A 17,302-nucleotide genomic window follows, 5' to 3' on the forward strand; every position below is an offset into this window, starting at 1 on the left:
CATTTCAAGCGCCGGCGAGTCGTCTGTTGAGTGGAACGAGGACAATGAAAAAAAATTTACCGCCGTGCGACCGGCGAGGGACGAATCAGTTCGCGTCCCACTGCCGCACACGAACGCGGCAATGCTTCATGGCGTTGACGATGTGTTTCTCCACCAACGCCCTGGAAATGCCCAGGCGCTCGGCGATTTGCGGGTGGGACAGGCCTTCGAGCTTGCGCAGCAGAAAGCTCTCGCGGCACATCGGTGGCAGCTCGGCCAGGGCGCGTTGCAGCATGTCCAGGCGCTGGCCATGGTCGAGGCTGGTGTGGGGCGATGGCGTGAAGAAGCGTTCTTCACTGTCCAGGACATCGAGGGACTCGACCTGGCGCAAGGTGTTGCGCCGATGCCCGTCGATCACCAGGTTCAACGCGGTGCGATAAAGGAACGCACGGGGTTGCTCGATGGGCGTATCGCTGGCGCGCTCCAGCACCCGCACATAAGCGTCATGCACCACGTCTTCGGCCGCCTGGCGGTTGCCTAGCCTGGCGTTCAGGAAACACACCAGTTCGCGATAGTAGTTTTCCAACATGACTCCCGTGCGCAATGACTGCGACAGCTATCCCTGTGCCACCCCGGCATGCCTGAAACGGACATGGCACGATGGTGGCAGATTCAATTGCGTAATTTATAGTAATTCTCATATAGATTTAAAGCTTTGGTTTGTATCGGGGCTCAATCGTTCAGGTCATCGGGCATCGGAACCTGCATTTGTGGCGAGGGAGCTTGCTCCCGCTGGCCTGAGCAGCAGGCCCAGGGCAGGCGACACATTTCAGGGGGAGAACTCAGGTTTTTGGCCGCTTCGCGGCCCAGCGGGAGCAAGCTCCCTCGCCACGGGGTGGGTGTCGTTCAAGCGCTACCAGGTGTTCCCCTCGTTAAATTCCCGCCCACAACGCTCGTTTACCAGAACAGCCACCCGTCCCGGCCTTCCGTGCGATGGGCCCGATATCACCGGCCGGAACCCTGCATGAAACGTCCCCGCCCTACCCGACGCGCCTGGCTTCTCACCTTCGCCCTGCTTCCGGCCGTGGCTTTCGCTGCGTGGCAAGTGGTTGTGCCGGACCGCGCGCCGCTCGACACCGTCCCGGTCACCCGTGGCGACATCGAAAACAGCGTAACGGCCCTGGGCACCTTGCAGCCCCGGCGCTACGTGGACGTCGGCGCCCAGGCGTCCGGGCAGATTCAGAAGATCCACGTCGAAGCCGGCGACGAAGTGGCTGAAGGCCAGCTACTGGTGGAAATCGACCCCTCCACGCAAAAAGCCAGGCTCGACGCCGGGCGATTTTCCATCGAGAACCTCAAGGCCCAGCTTCAGGAACAGCGCGCCCAGCACGACCTGGCGCAGCAGAAATTCCGTCGCCAGCAACAGCTCAAGGCCGGCGGCGCCACCCGCGAAGAAGATGTGCAGACCGCCCAGGCCGAGGTGCGCGCGACCCAGGCGCGCATCGACATGTTTCAGGCCCAGATCCGCCAGGCCCAGGCCAGCCTGCGCAGCGACGAGGCGGAACTGGGCTATACGCGCATTTATGCGCCCATGGGCGGCACCGTGGTCGCGGTCGGCGCCCGGGAAGGTCAGACCCTCAACGCCCAGCAGCAGACGCCGTTGATCCTGCGCATCGCCCGGTTGTCGCCGATGACGGTCTGGGCCGAAGTCTCGGAAGCCGACATCGGCCACGTCAAGCCGGGCATGACCGCGTATTTCACCACCCTGGCCGGCGGCAGTCGCCGCTGGAGCAGCACCGTTCGCCAGATCCTTCCCGTGCCGCCGCGCCCATTGGAAGCCAGCCAGGGCGGCAGCCCCACTGGCGGCCGCAGCGGCAGCGAGCGGGTGGTGCTCTATACCGTGCTACTCGACGTGGACAACGCCGACCGCGCCTTGATGGCCGACATGACCGCACAAGTGTTTTTTGTCGCCGCCCAGGCCAAGGACGTGCTGACCGTGCCCATCGCCGCCTTGCAAGAGGCCGACCAGGTACGCGTGCTCGCCGACAATGGTGATGTCCAGCCGCGCACCGTCCGTACGGGCGTCAGCGATCGCCTGCGCACCCAGGTCCTCGACGGCTTGAGCGAAGGCGAGCGCGTGCTGATCGGCCCATCCAGCGCAAGCGGAGGCTGAGTGGACACGCCCCTGATCGAACTGCGGGACATTCGCAAGGCCTATGGCGGCGGCGACAGCCCCCGGGTGGAAGTGCTGCGCGGCATCGACCTGTCCATTCATGCCGGTGAGTTCCTGGCGATTGTCGGGGCGTCCGGCTCCGGCAAATCGACCTTGATGAACATCCTCGGCTGCCTCGACCGTCCTACCAGTGGCGAGTACCGCTTCGCCGGCGAAGACGTCGCCGGCCTGGGCAGCGACGAACTGGCCTGGCTGCGGCGCGAAGCATTTGGCTTCGTGTTCCAGGGCTACCATTTGATTGCTTCCGGCACCGCCCAGGAAAACGTCGAGATGCCCGCAATCTATGCCGGCACCTCCGCCGCCGAGCGCCACGCCCGGGCCAGCGCCCTGCTCGACCGCCTCGGCCTGGCCAGCCGCACCGGCAACCGCCCCCATCAACTCTCCGGCGGGCAGCAGCAACGAGTGTCGATTGCCCGGGCCTTGATGAACGGCGGCCACATCATCCTCGCCGACGAGCCCACCGGCGCCCTCGACAGCCAGAGCGGGATTGAGGTGATGGCGTTGCTCGACGAACTGGCGAGCCAGGGGCACGTGGTGATCCTGATCACCCACGACCGTGAAGTGGCGGCCCGGGCCAAGCGCATCATCGAGATCCGCGACGGTTTGATCATCAGCGACACCGCTACGGCCGCACCGCAGGCCAATCCGAACGCCTTGCACGCCGTGGACCTGCGCCAACGCCTGAGTGCCGGCAGCGAACACAACGGCGCCTGGAAAGGCGAGCTGGTGGACGCGGTGCAGGCCGCGTGGCGGGTGATGTGGATCAATCGCTTTCGCACCGCCCTGACCCTACTCGGCATCGTCATCGGCGTGGCCTCGGTGGTGGTCATGCTGGCCGTGGGCGAAGGCAGCAAGCGCCAGGTCATGGCCCAGATGGGCGCCTTCGGCTCGAACATCATCTACCTCAACGGCACGGCCCCCAACCCGCGCGCCGCCAAGGGCATCATCAGCGAACAGGACATTGCCGCCCTCGCTGCCCTGCCCGAAGTGCAACGCATCATGCCGGTCAACGGCAAGAACGCCAGCGTGCGGTTCGGCAACCTCGACCACACCAGCTACGTGGGCGGCAACGACACCCACTTCCCGATCATCTTCAATTGGCCAGTGGCCGAGGGCGCCTACTTTAGCGACGCCGATGAACGAGGCGCCGCGGCAGTGGCGGTGATCGGCCACAAGGTCCGGCAAAAACTGCTCAAGGACGTCGCCGACCCCATCGGCCGTTACATCCTGATCGAGAACGTGCCGTTCCAGGTGGTCGGCGTACTCGCGGAAAAAGGCGCCAGCTCCGGGGATTCGGATGCCGACAATCGCATCGCCATCCCTTATTCCGCCGCCAGCGTTCGGCTGTTCGGCACCCGTCATCCCGAATACGTGGTGATCGCCGCCCGGGATGCGGGCAAGGTCAAGGAGGCCGAGCAGGCGGTCTCCCGTACCCTGTCGCGCCTGCACGACGGCAAGCGGGATTTCGAGCTGACCAACAACGCCGCGATGATCCAGGCCGAAGCTCGCACCCAAGGCACGCTGTCTTTGATGCTTGGGGCCATTGCGGCGATTTCGCTGTTGGTGGGTGGCATTGGCGTGATGAACATCATGCTCATGACCGTGCGCGAACGGACCCGGGAGATCGGCATCCGCATGGCCACCGGCGCCCGCCAGCGGGACATCCTGCGCCAGTTTCTCACCGAAGCGGTGATGCTCTCGGTGGTCGGCGGGCTGGCCGGTATCGGCCTGGCCCTGCTGGTGGGCGGCGGCCTGCTGCTGGGCAAGATCGCCGTGGCCTTCGAATGGCTGGCGGTGTTCGGCGCCTTCGGCTGCGCCCTGGTCACCGGCGTCGTCTTCGGTTTCATGCCCGCCCGCAAGGCCGCCCGCCTCGACCCGGTCGCGGCCCTCACCAGTGAATGAACCCCTCCTTATGAAAGCGCACCTGACTCTCCTGGCCGCCAGCCTGATGCTGGTGGCCTGCGCCACGCCGGTGTCGGCACCGGACAGCGGCATCCAACCGCCCGCAGCCTGGCAGAGCCTCGATACGCCCGGTGTCCGAGCGGATAACCAACAATGGTGGACGCAGTTCGGCAGCCCGTCATTGAACCGCTTGATCGAACAGGCGCGTCGGGACAGCCACGACCTGGCCGCCGCGATGGCTCGGGTTCGCCAGGCCCAGGCCAGCGCGGTGATCGCCGGCGCGCCGTTGCTGCCGGAAATCACCGCCGGGCTCAACGGCAATCGCCAGGAATTGCTGCGGGGCCAGGGCTATAGCCAGCTAGACGTGGATCGGGACAACCGCACCATCAATTACTACGACGCCAACCTCAGCGCCACTTATGAGCTGGATTTCTGGGGCGGTAAACGGGCGGCCCGGGACAGTGCGCTGAGCACGTTGTCGGCCAGCCAATCCGACCGCGCGACCGTGGAGCTGACCCTGCTCAGCGGCGTCGCCAACAGCTACACCCAGGCGTTGTCCCTGCGCGAGCAACAGCGCATCGCCGAGTTGAACCTGGGCAACGCCCGCAATGTGCTGGACCTGGTGCAGACTCGCTACGACGCGGGCAGCGCCACGGCCCTGGAACTGTCTCAACAAAAGAGCCTGGTGGCGGCCCAGGAACGCCGCCTGCCGCAAGTGCAGCAACAGGCCCGCGAGGCATTGATCACCCTCGCGGCATTGTTGGGCGAACCGGTGCAATCGCTGCAACTCGACGATGAACCATTCGACGCATTGCGCTGGCCCGCCATCGATGCCGGCGTGCCCAGCGATCTGCTGCTGCGCCGCCCCGACATCGCCGCCGCCGAAGCGCGCCTTGCCGCCGCCCAGGCCGACATCACTGTCGCCCGCGCCGCCATGCTGCCCTCCGCCACCCTCGGCCTGAGCCTGGCCACCGGCGCCGACATCGCCGACCAGTTGCTGCGCAACAACGTCTACAACCTCGGCGCCGGGCTGGCCGCGCCAATCTTCAACAATGGTCGCCTGAAGGCTGAGCGAGCCCGGGCTACCGCGCGCCAGGAAGAACTGCTGGAGGCCTACCGCGCCGCCATCATCAACGGCTTCGCCGACGTCGAAAAAGCCCTGAACGGCATCCACGGCCTGGACCGCCAACGGCAATGGCAAAGCGAAGAACTGCACCAGGCCCAGACTGCCTTCGACATTGCCCAACGCCGCTACCAGGCCGGCGCTGAAGATTTACTCACGGTACTGGAAACCCAACGTACCCTCTTCGCCGCCCAGGACATGAACGTGCAACTGCGGTTGGCGCGGGTGCAGGCGAGCGTGGCGTTGTACAAGGCGTTGGGTGGGGGTTGGCGGGTGAAGCAGATCTGAAGAGGAGCACCATCGTGGCGAGGGAGCTTGCTCCCGCTGGGCTGCGCAGCAGCCCCAGAACCAGCCGCCTCAAAACACCTGACCCACAGAGGCGCTCGTCATTGGGGCGCTTCGCAGCCCAGCGGGAGCAAGCTCCCTCGCCACATAAGCAGTCATTGCACACGGCCCCAGGTTCGGTCGGTTCGAGCCTGGGCTCACACCACCTTGGCCTTGAGATTGCGCGCATACCAAGGCCTGCGCGGCACGCGGCGAAACAGTTGAGCCAGCTTGTCGTCATCACTGCCAAACGTAATACGCAACGCAAACTTCATGGTTTCCGGATCCATCTCCACCGAACGCCCAACCTGCAAACCCGGCGTGGTGCTGCAACCATGGGTGTCCGGGCCGAGCCAGGGGTCGGCGATTTCGACCCAGCGGCCCGGGGCGAACCAGGGCACGCCGTTGACTTCGAGCCGGCTCACTTCACCCGGATGAAAACGTTCGTGGGCGCGAAACCAGTCTTCGAGGCGATCGTCGATCCAGCCGTGAAAGGCCCAGAACACCGGGTTTACATGGGAGGAAAACGGATCGCCTAAAAAGTCGTTTTCCGGTTCGAACCAGCGTTGGGCGAAGTCGGCCTGATCACGGGCGAATGGCACCGGATGGCCGTTTGACGGATCTCGCGGCACCGAGGCCCAGCGCATATGCAGCCAGTCATGCAGCCCCAATTCCACTTCCGAACCGAACTGGCCCAGGGTCAGTTTGGATAAATAGCGCGGGTCGCGGTAACGGGATTCCCAGACCTGGAAATTGCTGTGATAGGTCTCGGCGGTCTTGATGTCGCTGACCCATTGGGCGTATTGCTCGTCACCACGGGCGAGCCACGTTGGTGGCAGTGCCGTCCCGTCGACGTTGTCGAAATACCGGGCAAAGCCCAGGCGATCACGCTCCAACTCGGGTTGCGGCAATGGAAAACGTAGCCATGACGGCAACGGCTGGAAAGAACGCGCCGTGCCGAGCATATGCCGGTGCATGAAGAAGAAATCCACGCCCGAGCCGTTGCGATCTTTGCGCGGCCCGCGAGCATCACGTTCGTTGTCCCGCGGCCCGGGTTGCCAGCCGATGCCACGCAGGGCGTCGCGCTTGTCTTCGTCGAGGGTGTGCCATTTGTCTCGCGTGGCATGCCAGAGTTGATGGAACAGCCGGTGCTCGGGCGACACCAGCCAGTCCAGCAACTTCGGGCTCAGCGGCGTACGTTCCCGGGCTTCGGGGAACCGCTGTTTCACGGCGACGAACTGATTGTCGAGCTCCGGCAACGCCAACGGGCGATCCAACCGCAACACCCGGCCGCTGAGGGAGGCCGTGCCGGCGTTGCCGAAACCGGCCCAGACTTCGTCCAGGGTCATGATGAATTCGTAGTCTGGCGTGCCATGCCCGGCACCGATCAATCGCCAGCTCAATTGCTTCGGGTCGCTGCCGGCCAGGTCGCCCAGCAGCCGATAACGCGGCTCATCTCCACCGCGCAGCCGTTCGGCGGTGTCGAGGTAACCCACCAGGCCACGGCCCTTGTGGGCGATGTCGAGAAACATCTCCAGATTGTCGCCCGGCAAGCCGTCGAGGCCGGCATCGCGCCCGCTGAAACGGATCGTCCAGATTCCCCGCAACGTGTTCGCCCGCCGCTGTCCGGCGACGTCCGCCACATCGAAGGAAGCTTCGCCGGGTGTGATGGTCGGGTCCGGCCGGGTCAGTTCGCGATGCCCGTAGTACACCGCAGGCACGGCGGCACCGGTCAGCGCCAGGCCTGCCATGAACCATCGTCGAGAAATCGTCATTGCCTTACCTGTATTCGCCCTGGTGGGCTTTATCCAAGCTAGAACGATGGGCGGCCTGACAAATTTATAGAGGCTGTAAGGGCCTCATCGCGAGCAAGCTCGCTCCCACAGGGGATCGCATTCCAAATGTGCGAGCGAGCTTGCTCGCGATGGCGGCGCTGAGAACATCTAAATTTCCTGCCCGATCACTCGTTCCCCCCAGATAGCAAAGGCCCCCGCGCCTGTCCTTCCAAGGCGAACCAGACTGAGATCGGCAATGACAACACCACGTTCGAAAAAGGCTCTTTTCACCGGCGTGCCCCTGGCCCTGGCGCTGGTCGTCGGGGCTGGCGTCGCGGCCTGGGACCATTGGTGGCGGGACAACCCCGGCTACTCGGTCAAGGTGATGAAAGAAGCGCGCGAGCTGCACGAACGCCTGCTGTCCTTCGACAGCCACATCACCGTGCCGCTGGATTTCGGCACCGCCGGCAACGAAGCGGACAAGGACGGCGAGGGCCAGTTCGACCTGGTGAAAGCCAATCGCGGCCGCCTCTCCGGCGCCGCGCTGACGATCTTCGGCTGGCCCGAACTGTGGAACGGGCCCAACGCGCCACACAAGCCCACCGCCGGGTTCGTCGAGGAAGCGCGCAACCAGCAAGAGGTGCGCTACAAGATCATCACCGGCATGGTCCGGGACTTCCCCAACCAGGTCGCCATCGCCTACACCCCGGACGATTTCCGGCGCCTGCATGGCGAAGGCAAGTTTGCGATTTTCATCAGCATGCTCAACGCGTATCCCCTGGGCCACGATCTGAACCTGCTGGACCTGTGGACGGCGCGGGGCATGCGTATGTTCGGCTTCAGCTACATCGGCAACAACGACTGGGCCGACTCCTCGCGCCCGCTGCCGTTCTTCAACGACTCGCCCGACGCCCTCGGCGGCCTGTCGGACATCGGCAAGCAAGCGGTGACACGCCTGAACGACCTGGGTGTGATCATCGATGTGTCGCAGATGTCGACCCAGGCTTTGGAGCAAGTCGCGCAACTGAGCCGCACGCCGTTGGTGGCGTCCCACTCCGCGCCACGGGCGATGGTGGACATCCCGCGTAACCTCAGCGACAAGGAAATGCAGCTGATCAAGGCCAGCGGCGGCGTCGTGCAGATCGTTGGTTTTTCCCAGTACCTGCGCCCGCTGACGCAAAAAACCCAGGACAAACTCAATGCCCTGCGCGAGCGCTTCGACCTGCCGCCACTGCCCAACCTGGCGATGGCCTTGATGCCCGGCGACCCGATCATCGCCGCATGGCCGGAACAGAAGTTCGGCGAATACGCCGGCCAGCTCTACGGCATTCTCGACGAGGAACCCAAGGCCAGCCTCAAGGACCTGGGCGATGCCATCGACTATGCCGTGCGCAAGATCGGCATCGACCACGTCGGCATCAGTTCGGACTTCAACGAAGGTGGCGGCGTGAAAGGCTGGCAGAACGTCAGCGACATCCGCAACGTCACCGCCGAACTGCTGACCCGCGGTTACTCCGAAGCCGACATCGCCAAGCTGTGGGGCGGCAATTTCCTGCGGGTCTGGGATCAGGTGCAAAAAGCCGCCCGCCCTGCCATCGCCTCGGCGCAGAAGGCCCCTCAGCCATGATCGAGCGCCGCGCCTTCCTCAAGCACGCCGGGATTGTCGCCGCCGGCCTGCCATTGGCCGCATACCTGCCTTCGAGTGCCGCGGCCGACTCACCGCCGCCGCTGTCCCGGGACAAATGGGCGCAGCTGCGCTCGCTGTTCAACCAGGACCCGAACTACCTGCACTTCTCCAATTTCCTGATCACCACCCACCCGCGCCCGGTGCGCGAGGCCATCGAGCGGCACCGCGCCGCCCTGGATAAAAACCCCGGGCTGTTGATGGACTGGGACTTGGGCGTCACCGAAGCGCGCGAAGAAAACGTGCGGACCTGGGCCGGTCGCTACCTGCAAGCGAACCCGAAGCAGATCGCCCTCACCGGCAGCACCACCGAAGGCCTGGCGATGATCTATGGCGGGGTCCATGTCCGGCCCAACCAGGAAATCCTCACCACCGCCCACGAACACTACGCCACCCACACCATTCTCGATCTGCGCAAGCAACGGGACGGAACACGGGTGCGCAAGATCAAGCTGTTCGAGAACGCCCATGGCGTCAGCGAGGCGCAAATCCTCACGGCCATCGACCACAACATCCGTCCCGAAACCCGCGTGCTGGGCATGACCTGGGTGCACTCAGGCAGCGGCGTCAAGCTGCCCATCGGCAAGATCGGCGCCCTGGTGGACAAGCACAACCAGGGCCGCAGCGATGAACAGCGCATCGTGTACGTGGTGGACGGCGTGCACGGTTTCGGCGTCGAGGATTTGAGTTTCCCGGCGATGAATTGCGACTTTTTCATCGCCGGCACCCACAAGTGGATGTTCGGCCCACGGGGCACCGGCGTGGTGTGCAGCCGCAGCGAAGAGGTCAGGTACGTCACGCCGATCATCCCGACCTTCTCCGAAGCCACGGCGTTTTCCACCACCATGACCCCGGGCGGCTACCACGCCTTCGAGCATCGCTGGGCGGCGGACGAAGCGTTCAAGCTGCACCTGCAACTGGGCAAGGCCGAGGTGCAGGCGCGTATCCGCGCGCTCAACACTTACCTGAAAAAACACCTGCTCGCGTTGCCGCAGATCGAGCTGGTGACGCCGCTGAGCCCAGAACTGTCCGCTGGCTTCACTTTCTTCCGGGTCAAGGATCGCAGGAGCGACGAGATCGCCGCCTACCTGATGCAAAACCGTGTGGTCGCCGATGCCGTGCACCGCGATGCCGGACCGGTGATCCGCACCGCGCCGGGGCTGCTCAACACCGAAGCCGAGATTGATCGCTTCCTGGCGCTGTTGGGCAAAACACTCTGATGACTGATCGAGAGCAATCGATGAACCGCTTTTTATTGAAGACACTCCCGGCGTTGGCCCTCGCCGCCCTGCTGCCCTCCGATGCCCAGGCCTCGCAACCGGGCCAGGTGTTTCGCGACTGCAAGGACTGCCCGGAAATGGTCGTGCTGCCCACCGGCACCTTCCAGATGGGCACCCCGGAAGACGAAGTGGGCCGCGAGCCCGACGAAGGCCCGCTGCACCCGGTGACGTTCGCCAAGCCCGTTGCGATCAGCCGTTTCCAGGTGCTCAAGGGTGAATGGTTCGCCTACCTGCGCGATACCGGCTACGTGATGCCCGACGGCGACAAGCGCCCCGGCCGCGCGTGCCAGGCCGGCGTGCCGGACTACCAGGGCAGCGACCCGCGCAAGCAATACACCGACCGGCACCCGGCGGTGTGCATGAACTTCCAAGAGGCTACTGCCTACGTGGCGTGGCTTTCGAAGAAGACCGGCAAGCCGTACCGACTCGTCAGTGAATCCCTGCGCGAATACGCCGCACGTGGTGGCAGCACCGGCCCGTTCCCCTTCCCGTTCGATGAAGGCAAGGACTACAGCATCGCCCAGCACGCCAATACCTATGGCGCCGCCGACGGCTTCAACTTCACAGCGCCGGCCGGCAGCTTCGCGCCCAACGCCTTTGGCGTGTACGACATGCACGGTAACGTCTACGAATGGACCGCCGATTGTTTCAACGAAAACTACACCGATGCGCCGAGCGACGGCAGCGCCGCGCTGATGGGCAACTGCAAGGTGCGACGCATCCGCGGCAACGACTGGGGCGAAGCGCCGGTTTTTTCCCGTTCGGGCAATCGCAATGCGGTGTTTTCCGATGCCCGCGGTGACTGGCTGGGGTTTCGGGTCGCCCGGGATATGTAGCTCAACCGGACCATCTGAAGATCCGCTTTTTGTGGCGAGGGAGCTTGCTCCCGCTGGGCTGCGAAGCGGCCCCTAGATTTTGCGGTCGCTGCGCAACCGAGCGGGAGCAAGCTCCCTCGCCACAATAATGTGTGTCAGGAGACTCTGGTTAAATCCCCTTCCCCTCCAATCGTTCCATAGGTGGGCGCGCCCCAACCGGCGTGCCGCTGTCCTCCAGCCCTTGCGGTGAAAGCCCGCGATGGCCTTTGCCTTTTTTTCATCTAGCAGGGAAACCTCATGAGCCAACCAAAACGCGGGGTGATCGCTGAGCTGTTCATTCTGCTCAAACCCTTCCGGCTGATTGTCGCAGGCTCCATTCTCCTGGGCATGCTGGGTGGCTTGAGCATCACGGCCCTGCTGGCAACCATCAACGGGGCCTTGAACGCCGATACGGGGCCCACCCCCCAAGTGTTGGCGACCTTCGCCGGCCTGTGCGTGGCAGCGCTGCTGACCTCGATCCTGTCGGACATCGGCACCAACCACGTCGGCCAGAACATCATCGCCAGCCTGCGCAAATCTCTCGGCCAGAAAGTCCTGCTGGCGCCCATCGAGCAGATCGAGCGGTTCCGCAGTCATCGGCTGATCCCGATCCTGACCCACGACGTCAACATGGTCAGCAACTTCGCGTTTTCCTTCGCACCGCTGGCGGTTGCCTTTACCGTCACCCTCGGTTGCCTGGGCTACCTGGCCTACCTGTCGTTGCCGATGTTTGCGCTGCTGTTGGTGGCGCTGGTAATCGGCACGGTCATCCAGTACGTGGCGCGCGCTCGTGGCATTCGTGGTTTCGAAGCCGCCCGCGAGGCCGAAGACGCCCTGCAAAAGCATTACAGCGCCATCGCCGCGGGCGCCAAGGAACTGCGCATCCACCGCCCGCGCCGCCAGCGCATGTTCAGCCAGCGCATCGAAGCCACCGCCGAGCAGATCTGCGACACCAACATCCGCGCGGTCAATACCTTCGTGGTCGCCAAGACCTTCGGCTCGATGCTTTTTTTCGTGGTCATCGGCCTGGTCCTGGCGCTGCAATCGCTGTGGCTGGGCACCGACAAAGCGGTGCTCAGCGGTTTCGTGCTGGTGTTGCTGTACATGAAGGGGCCGTTGGAATACCTGGTGATGACGTTGCCGGTGATCAGCCGCGCCAACATCGCCTTCAAGCGCATTGCCGAATTGGCCGAGCAGTTTTCCTCGCCGGAACCGCACCTGCTGCTCAACGACAAAAGCGCCCCCAAGCCGACAATTCAGCGGCTCGAATTGCGTGACGTGCATTACGCCTTCCCCGCGGTCGACGGCACCCAGCCCTTCGCCCTTGGACCGGTCAACCTGACCATCGCCCAGGGCGACATTGTGTTTATCGTCGGTGAGAACGGCGGCGGCAAGACCACGCTGATCAAATTGCTGCTGGGCCTTTATGCGCCCCAGGGCGGCGAAATTCTCCTGGATGGCGAGCCGGTATCGGCGGCGCGACGTGACGATTATCGCCAGCTTTTCACCACCATCTTCGCCGACTATTACTTGTTCGATGAACTGGTGCAGGGCGATCAAAACGTACCCGGGGATGCCAACCGCTACCTGGATCGCCTGGAGATCGCCCATAAAGTCAGCATTCGCGACGGCGCTTTCAGCACCACCGATCTTTCCACCGGGCAGCGCAAGCGCCTGGCCCTGCTCAATGCCTGGCTGGAAGAACGTCCCGTGCTGGTCTTCGACGAATGGGCCGCCGACCAGGACCCGGTGTTCCGGCGCGTGTTCTACACCGAACTGCTGCCGGAGCTGAAGGCCCTGGGCAAAACCATCATCGTCATTTCCCACGACGATCGTTACTTCGACATCGCCGATCAACTGGTGCGAATGCAGGCCGGCCGGGTGGTGAGTGAAAAGGTCCCGGCAGCCTTCGCCTGAGCCTGCCCGACGCCAATGCTGTTTTACCGCGAGAACACCATGAACGAACTGCTAGATGATGATCTGTTGGCGCTGTTGCTCGATGAGGTCGCCGATGACAGGCACGCCCTGGCCAGCCGCGGCAGGCTGGATCGCGCGCCCCTGTCTTTCGCCCAGCAACGCTTGTGGCTGGAGCAGCAGCGGGACCCGACCCGTTCGGCCTACAACCTGCCACGGGCCTTGCGCCTGAGCGGCGAACTGAACGCCGATGCCTTGGAAGACGCCCTGAACCGCGTCATTGACCGACACGACATCCTGCGCACCGCGTTCATTGAAATCGACGGCGCCGCCACTCAGGTAATCGAGCGCAGCGCCTGCCTGACCCTGCATCGCGAAGACCTTGCCGGGCTCGACCAGCCGGCACTTTCGCAGCGCATCGAGCAACACGCCCGGCAACCGTTCGATCTCACCCAGGCGCCGCTGATACGGGCCACGTTGCTGAGATTGAGCCGTACCGAACATGTGCTGCTGCTCAACATGCATCACATCGTTTCCGATGCGTGGTCCAATACCATCCTCATGCAGGACATGACCCAGGCGTACCGCCGGGCGGTGCTGGGTGATTCGTCTGCGCTGCCACCGTTACCGATGCAATACGCCGATTACGCGATCCACCAGCGCGGCGACTATCTGCAAAGCGCTGCCCGCCTGCGCAGTGGCGAATACTGGAGCGAGTACCTGGGCCGCGACTTGCCCACCCTGGAGTTGCCCCAGGACTTTCCACGCAACACAAGCCAACAACACAGGGCCGGTCGCGTGCACGTATCGCTGGCGCCGTCGTTGGCGCGAGCGCTGGACGCTTTTTGCCAACGCCAGGGGCTCACGCCGTTCGTGGTGGCGCTGGGTGCGTGGCAATTGCTGCTGGCCCGCTACAGCCGCCAGGACGATTTTGCCGTCGGTGTCCCCAACGCCAATCGCAACAGCCATGAAAGCCAGGCGTTGGTGGGATTTTTCGTCAGCAGCCAGGTGTACCGGGCGCGGATCGACTCGAGCCGCAGCGCATTGGATTACCTACGAGCGCTGCGCGGCCAATCCCTCGCCGCGCTGGAGCATGCCGATTACCCGCTCGAACTGATCCAGGATCAATTGGGCGCCAACCCGTTGTTCAAGGTCCTGTTCAACTGGCGCACCGGGTCACAGACGGCATCGCTGCCAAGCCTGGATCTACTGACGCTGGAGTTCCTCGACACCGGTGAAGGCCAGGCCAAGTTCGATGTGTCACTGGATGTCGACTATTCACAGCAGCAGATACTCGCGACGTTCGAGTACAGCCGTGACCTGTACCGCGCGGACACCATCGAGCGCATGGCCGAGCATTGGCAGAACCTGTTGCGGGGGCTGATCGAGACGCCCGAACGCGCCCTCGGCGAATTGCAATTATTGAGCGCCGAAGAACGGCGGCTGACCCTGGACGACTGGAACCGCCAACCCACCCGGCTGCATAGCGAAGAATGCCTGCATCGCATGATCGAAACCCATGCCGCCAACACAGGTGAGGCGATAGCGCTAACGTTCGACGGGCAGCACATGAGCTATGCCGAGCTTAACCGCCACGCTAACCGATTGGCCCATCGATTGATCGAGCAAGGCGTCGGCCCCGATGTGCTGGTGGGCATCGCCGTCGAGCGGACACCGCAAATGATCATCGGCCTGCTGGCGATTCTCAAGGCCGGTGGCGCCTACGTGCCGCTGGACCCGGCCTACCCGGCCGACCGACTGACCTACATGATCCAGGACAGCGGCGTCAGGCAGATCCTGACTCAGGCCCATCTGCTTGAATCGCTGGCGTTGCCGGCCGACATCGACTGCCTGCTGTTGGATACGAGCGATGCCGACAACGCCTGGCCTGAGCACAATCCCGATGTGCCAATGGATCCGGACAACCTGGCGTACGTGATCTACACCTCCGGTTCGACCGGCAAGCCCAAAGGCGCGCTGCTCGCGCACCACAACGTCAACCGCCTGTTCCAGGCCACTGAACAGTGGTTCGGTTTCGACCACCGGGACGTATGGTGCCTGTTTCATTCCTATGCCTTCGATTTTTCCGTGTGGGAGATTTTTGGCGCGCTGCTGCACGGGGGGCGGCTGGTCATCGTGTCCCACGCCGTGAGCCGGTCGCCTGAGGATTTTTACGCCCTGCTCTGCCAGGAAAAAGTCACGGTGCTCAACCAGACGCCTTCGGCGTTCAAGTCGTTGCTGCGAGTTGCATGTGAGCCTGGACAGCCCCTCAGCCACCGGTTGCGGCAGGTGATTTTCGGCGGCGAAGCAGTTGATGTGCACAGTCTGCGCCCTTGGTTCGAACGTTTCGGCGATCAGGCGCCACAATTGATCAACATGTATGGCATCACCGAAACCACCGTTCATGTCACCTGGCGACCACTGTCGATGGCGGACTTGCACGGCGAGGCCGCGAGCCCCATCGGCGAGCCCATCGTCGACCTGTCCTGGTATCTGCTCGATGCGCACCTGAACCCGGTGCCGAGGGGGTGCAGCGGTGAGCTGTATATTGGGCGCGCCGGACTGGCCCGTGGTTATCACCAGCGTGCCGACCTCACCGCCAGCCGTTTCATTCCCGACCCGTTCGACCCCTCGCCAGGTGGACGCCTGTACCGCACCGGGGACCTGGCCCGCTACCTCAGCGACGGCAGCATTGAATACATCGGGCGCCTGGATCATCAGGTCAAGGTCCGCGGCTTCCGCATTGAACTGGGCGAGATCCAGGCGCGCCTGCAAGTACTGCCGGGCGTGCGCGAGGGCGTGGTGCTGACCCACGACGGCCCGGGCGGCCTGCAATTGATCGCTTACGTCATCCCGACACAACCGGTCACGGTCGAACTGCGGGATAACCTGCTGATCGCGCTCAAGGCGCATCTGCCGGATTACATGGTGCCCAGCCATCTGTTGTTCATCGATCACCTGCCGCTCAACGCCAACGGCAAGCTCGACCGCAAGGCCTTGCCCGAACCCGACCTCACGCTTCGGCATTCGAACCACGTGGCGCCCCGCACGCAGTTGGAGCAGGCGTTGGCGCAACTCTGGCAGCAGTCCCTCAAAGCCGAGCGCGTGGGTATCAGCGACAGTTTCTTTGAACTGGGCGGGCATTCGATCCTGGCGATCGAGCTGATCGCCAAGCTCAAGGCGAACCTGAACATCACCGTGCGTCTGCAAGAGTTGCTGGCCAACCCGACCATCGCCGAGTTGGCCCTGTTCATCTCACAGAAACACCGTGAACAGACGCAATGCCTCGTTGCCCTGAATAACGCGCCCGCCAGCGCACCGCAGCTGTTTTGCCTGCACCCCAGCGGCGGCATCGTGTTCTGCTACCAACCGCTGGCGCGCAGACTGCAAAACCGGGCGCGCACTGTCGGCATCATGCACCGCGGCTTCAGCGAACCCCATGCAGGCCCCGAGGCCTGGCAGGAGATGATTGCCGACTACGGCAAGGAAATCGTCAGGGCCCAACCTGAAGGTCCGTATTACTTGATGGGCTGGTCCCTCGGCGGCGCGATCGCGTTCGACATCGCGGCGATGCTGGAAAGCCAGGGGCACACGGTTGATTTCCTCGGGTTGGTGGACAGCACGATTCCAGAACACCTGTATCCCTCAGGGCTACCGCGCCATCGGCATCTGGCGGGTAATGAAAAAGACGATGCGGCCTCCCAGGATCTACTTGAAGCAATTGAATACTTCGACTTGCTGTTCCCTTCGCTGACGGAGCGCACGGCGGCTTATCGACGGGAGCGACCGGACAGTTCGGTCAAGGCGTTCCATGAGTGGGCAGCCGGACAGATCGAGCCTGAGCGAGGCGACCTGTTGTCGATCGTGCAGAGCGTCAAGGAAGAGGTCATGAATGCCCAGGCGTTCTCGGTGCATGATCGGTTGCTGGAGGCATTTGCCGGATTCACTTTCAAGCCTGTGAGGGTTCGACCGAGCTGCTGGTGGACACAGGCGGAGAAAACCTCGCAAGAGCTGGCCTTTTGCGAGGCGCTGGTTCGAGAGCACAGCCTGACGGGGGCGTTGCGGTGTTCGGTGCAGTCTCCGCTGGGTCATCGCAGCATGATTTTTGATGACGGGTTGCTTGGGGAGCTGGTCGAGGTTTTTCTGGCCAGTACGGTTGAGAAGCTTTCTTGAGCAAAAAATGAACCTGTGGCGAGGGAGCGTGCTCCCGCTCGGCTGCGCAGCAGACGCCGCT

Annotated in this window: 10 protein-coding genes; 8 read left to right on the plus strand and 2 right to left on the minus strand. The window is 63.7% G+C overall.

The window, feature by feature from the left end; genetic code table 11:
- Positions 1 to 85 precede the first annotated feature (85 nt).
- The gene (locus J3P92_RS17080; RefSeq protein WP_434648416.1) at positions 86 to 568 is read right to left on the minus strand and encodes a sigma-70 family RNA polymerase sigma factor; all 483 of its coding nucleotides are present in this window, start codon (positions 566 to 568) and stop codon (positions 86 to 88) included.
- Between the two features lie 435 nt (positions 569 to 1,003).
- On the opposite strand from J3P92_RS17080, the gene J3P92_RS17085 reads away from it, so the two are divergent.
- The 3 genes from J3P92_RS17085 to J3P92_RS17095 are packed head-to-tail and all read left to right on the plus strand — an operon-like array spanning position 1,004 to position 5,525.
- Positions 1,004 to 2,152: an efflux RND transporter periplasmic adaptor subunit gene (locus J3P92_RS17085; protein ID WP_434648419.1), complete on the plus strand. Its 1,149-nt coding sequence runs from the start codon at positions 1,004 to 1,006 to the stop codon at positions 2,150 to 2,152.
- Positions 2,153 to 4,114, plus strand: coding sequence for a MacB family efflux pump subunit (locus tag J3P92_RS17090; RefSeq protein WP_434648422.1), 1,962 nt, complete (start codon positions 2,153 to 2,155; stop codon positions 4,112 to 4,114). It abuts the gene before it with no gap.
- Between the two features lie 10 nt (positions 4,115 to 4,124).
- On the plus strand, positions 4,125 to 5,525 hold the full coding sequence (locus tag J3P92_RS17095) for an efflux transporter outer membrane subunit (protein ID WP_434648425.1): 1,401 nt from the start codon (positions 4,125 to 4,127) through the stop codon (positions 5,523 to 5,525).
- Between the two features lie 194 nt (positions 5,526 to 5,719).
- Here the strand turns inward: J3P92_RS17095 and pvdP are convergent, their stop codons facing one another.
- Positions 5,720 to 7,336, minus strand: coding sequence for a pyoverdine maturation tyrosinase PvdP (pvdP, locus tag J3P92_RS17100; RefSeq protein WP_434648427.1), 1,617 nt, complete (start codon positions 7,334 to 7,336; stop codon positions 5,720 to 5,722).
- Between the two features lie 256 nt (positions 7,337 to 7,592).
- Here pvdP and pvdM point away from each other — a divergent pair, with 256 nt between their 5' ends.
- The 5 genes from pvdM to J3P92_RS17125 all read left to right on the plus strand — a co-directional run bounded on the left by pvdM (position 7,593) and on the right by J3P92_RS17125 (position 17,241).
- On the plus strand, positions 7,593 to 8,963 hold the full coding sequence (gene pvdM, locus J3P92_RS17105) for a pyoverdine-tailoring dipeptidase-like protein PvdM (protein WP_434648430.1): 1,371 nt from the start codon (positions 7,593 to 7,595) through the stop codon (positions 8,961 to 8,963).
- Positions 8,960 to 10,240 carry a pyoverdine-tailoring periplasmic protein PvdN gene (gene pvdN, locus J3P92_RS17110; protein ID WP_434648433.1) on the plus strand — a complete coding sequence of 427 codons (1,281 nt, stop codon included), beginning with the start codon at positions 8,960 to 8,962 and terminating at the stop codon, positions 10,238 to 10,240. The genes pvdM and pvdN overlap by 4 nt, the downstream gene beginning before the upstream one ends.
- 20 nt (positions 10,241 to 10,260) lie before the next feature.
- Entirely contained in the window at positions 10,261 to 11,136 is an 876-nt protein-coding gene (pvdO, locus tag J3P92_RS17115; RefSeq protein WP_434648435.1) for a dihydropyoverdine dehydrogenase, read from the plus strand.
- 276 nt (positions 11,137 to 11,412) lie between these two features.
- Positions 11,413 to 13,071: a cyclic peptide export ABC transporter gene (locus J3P92_RS17120; RefSeq protein WP_434648438.1), complete on the plus strand. Its 1,659-nt coding sequence runs from the start codon at positions 11,413 to 11,415 to the stop codon at positions 13,069 to 13,071.
- Between the two features lie 39 nt (positions 13,072 to 13,110).
- A complete protein-coding gene (locus J3P92_RS17125) occupies positions 13,111 to 17,241 on the plus strand; it encodes an amino acid adenylation domain-containing protein (RefSeq protein ID WP_434648440.1) in 4,131 nt (1,376 codons plus the stop codon).
- The last annotated feature ends 61 nt before the right edge of the window (positions 17,242 to 17,302 follow it).

The organism is Pseudomonas sp. D3-27, from assembly GCF_051132165.1.
In the GTDB taxonomy this organism is placed as follows: Bacteria; Pseudomonadota; Gammaproteobacteria; order Pseudomonadales; family Pseudomonadaceae; genus Aquipseudomonas.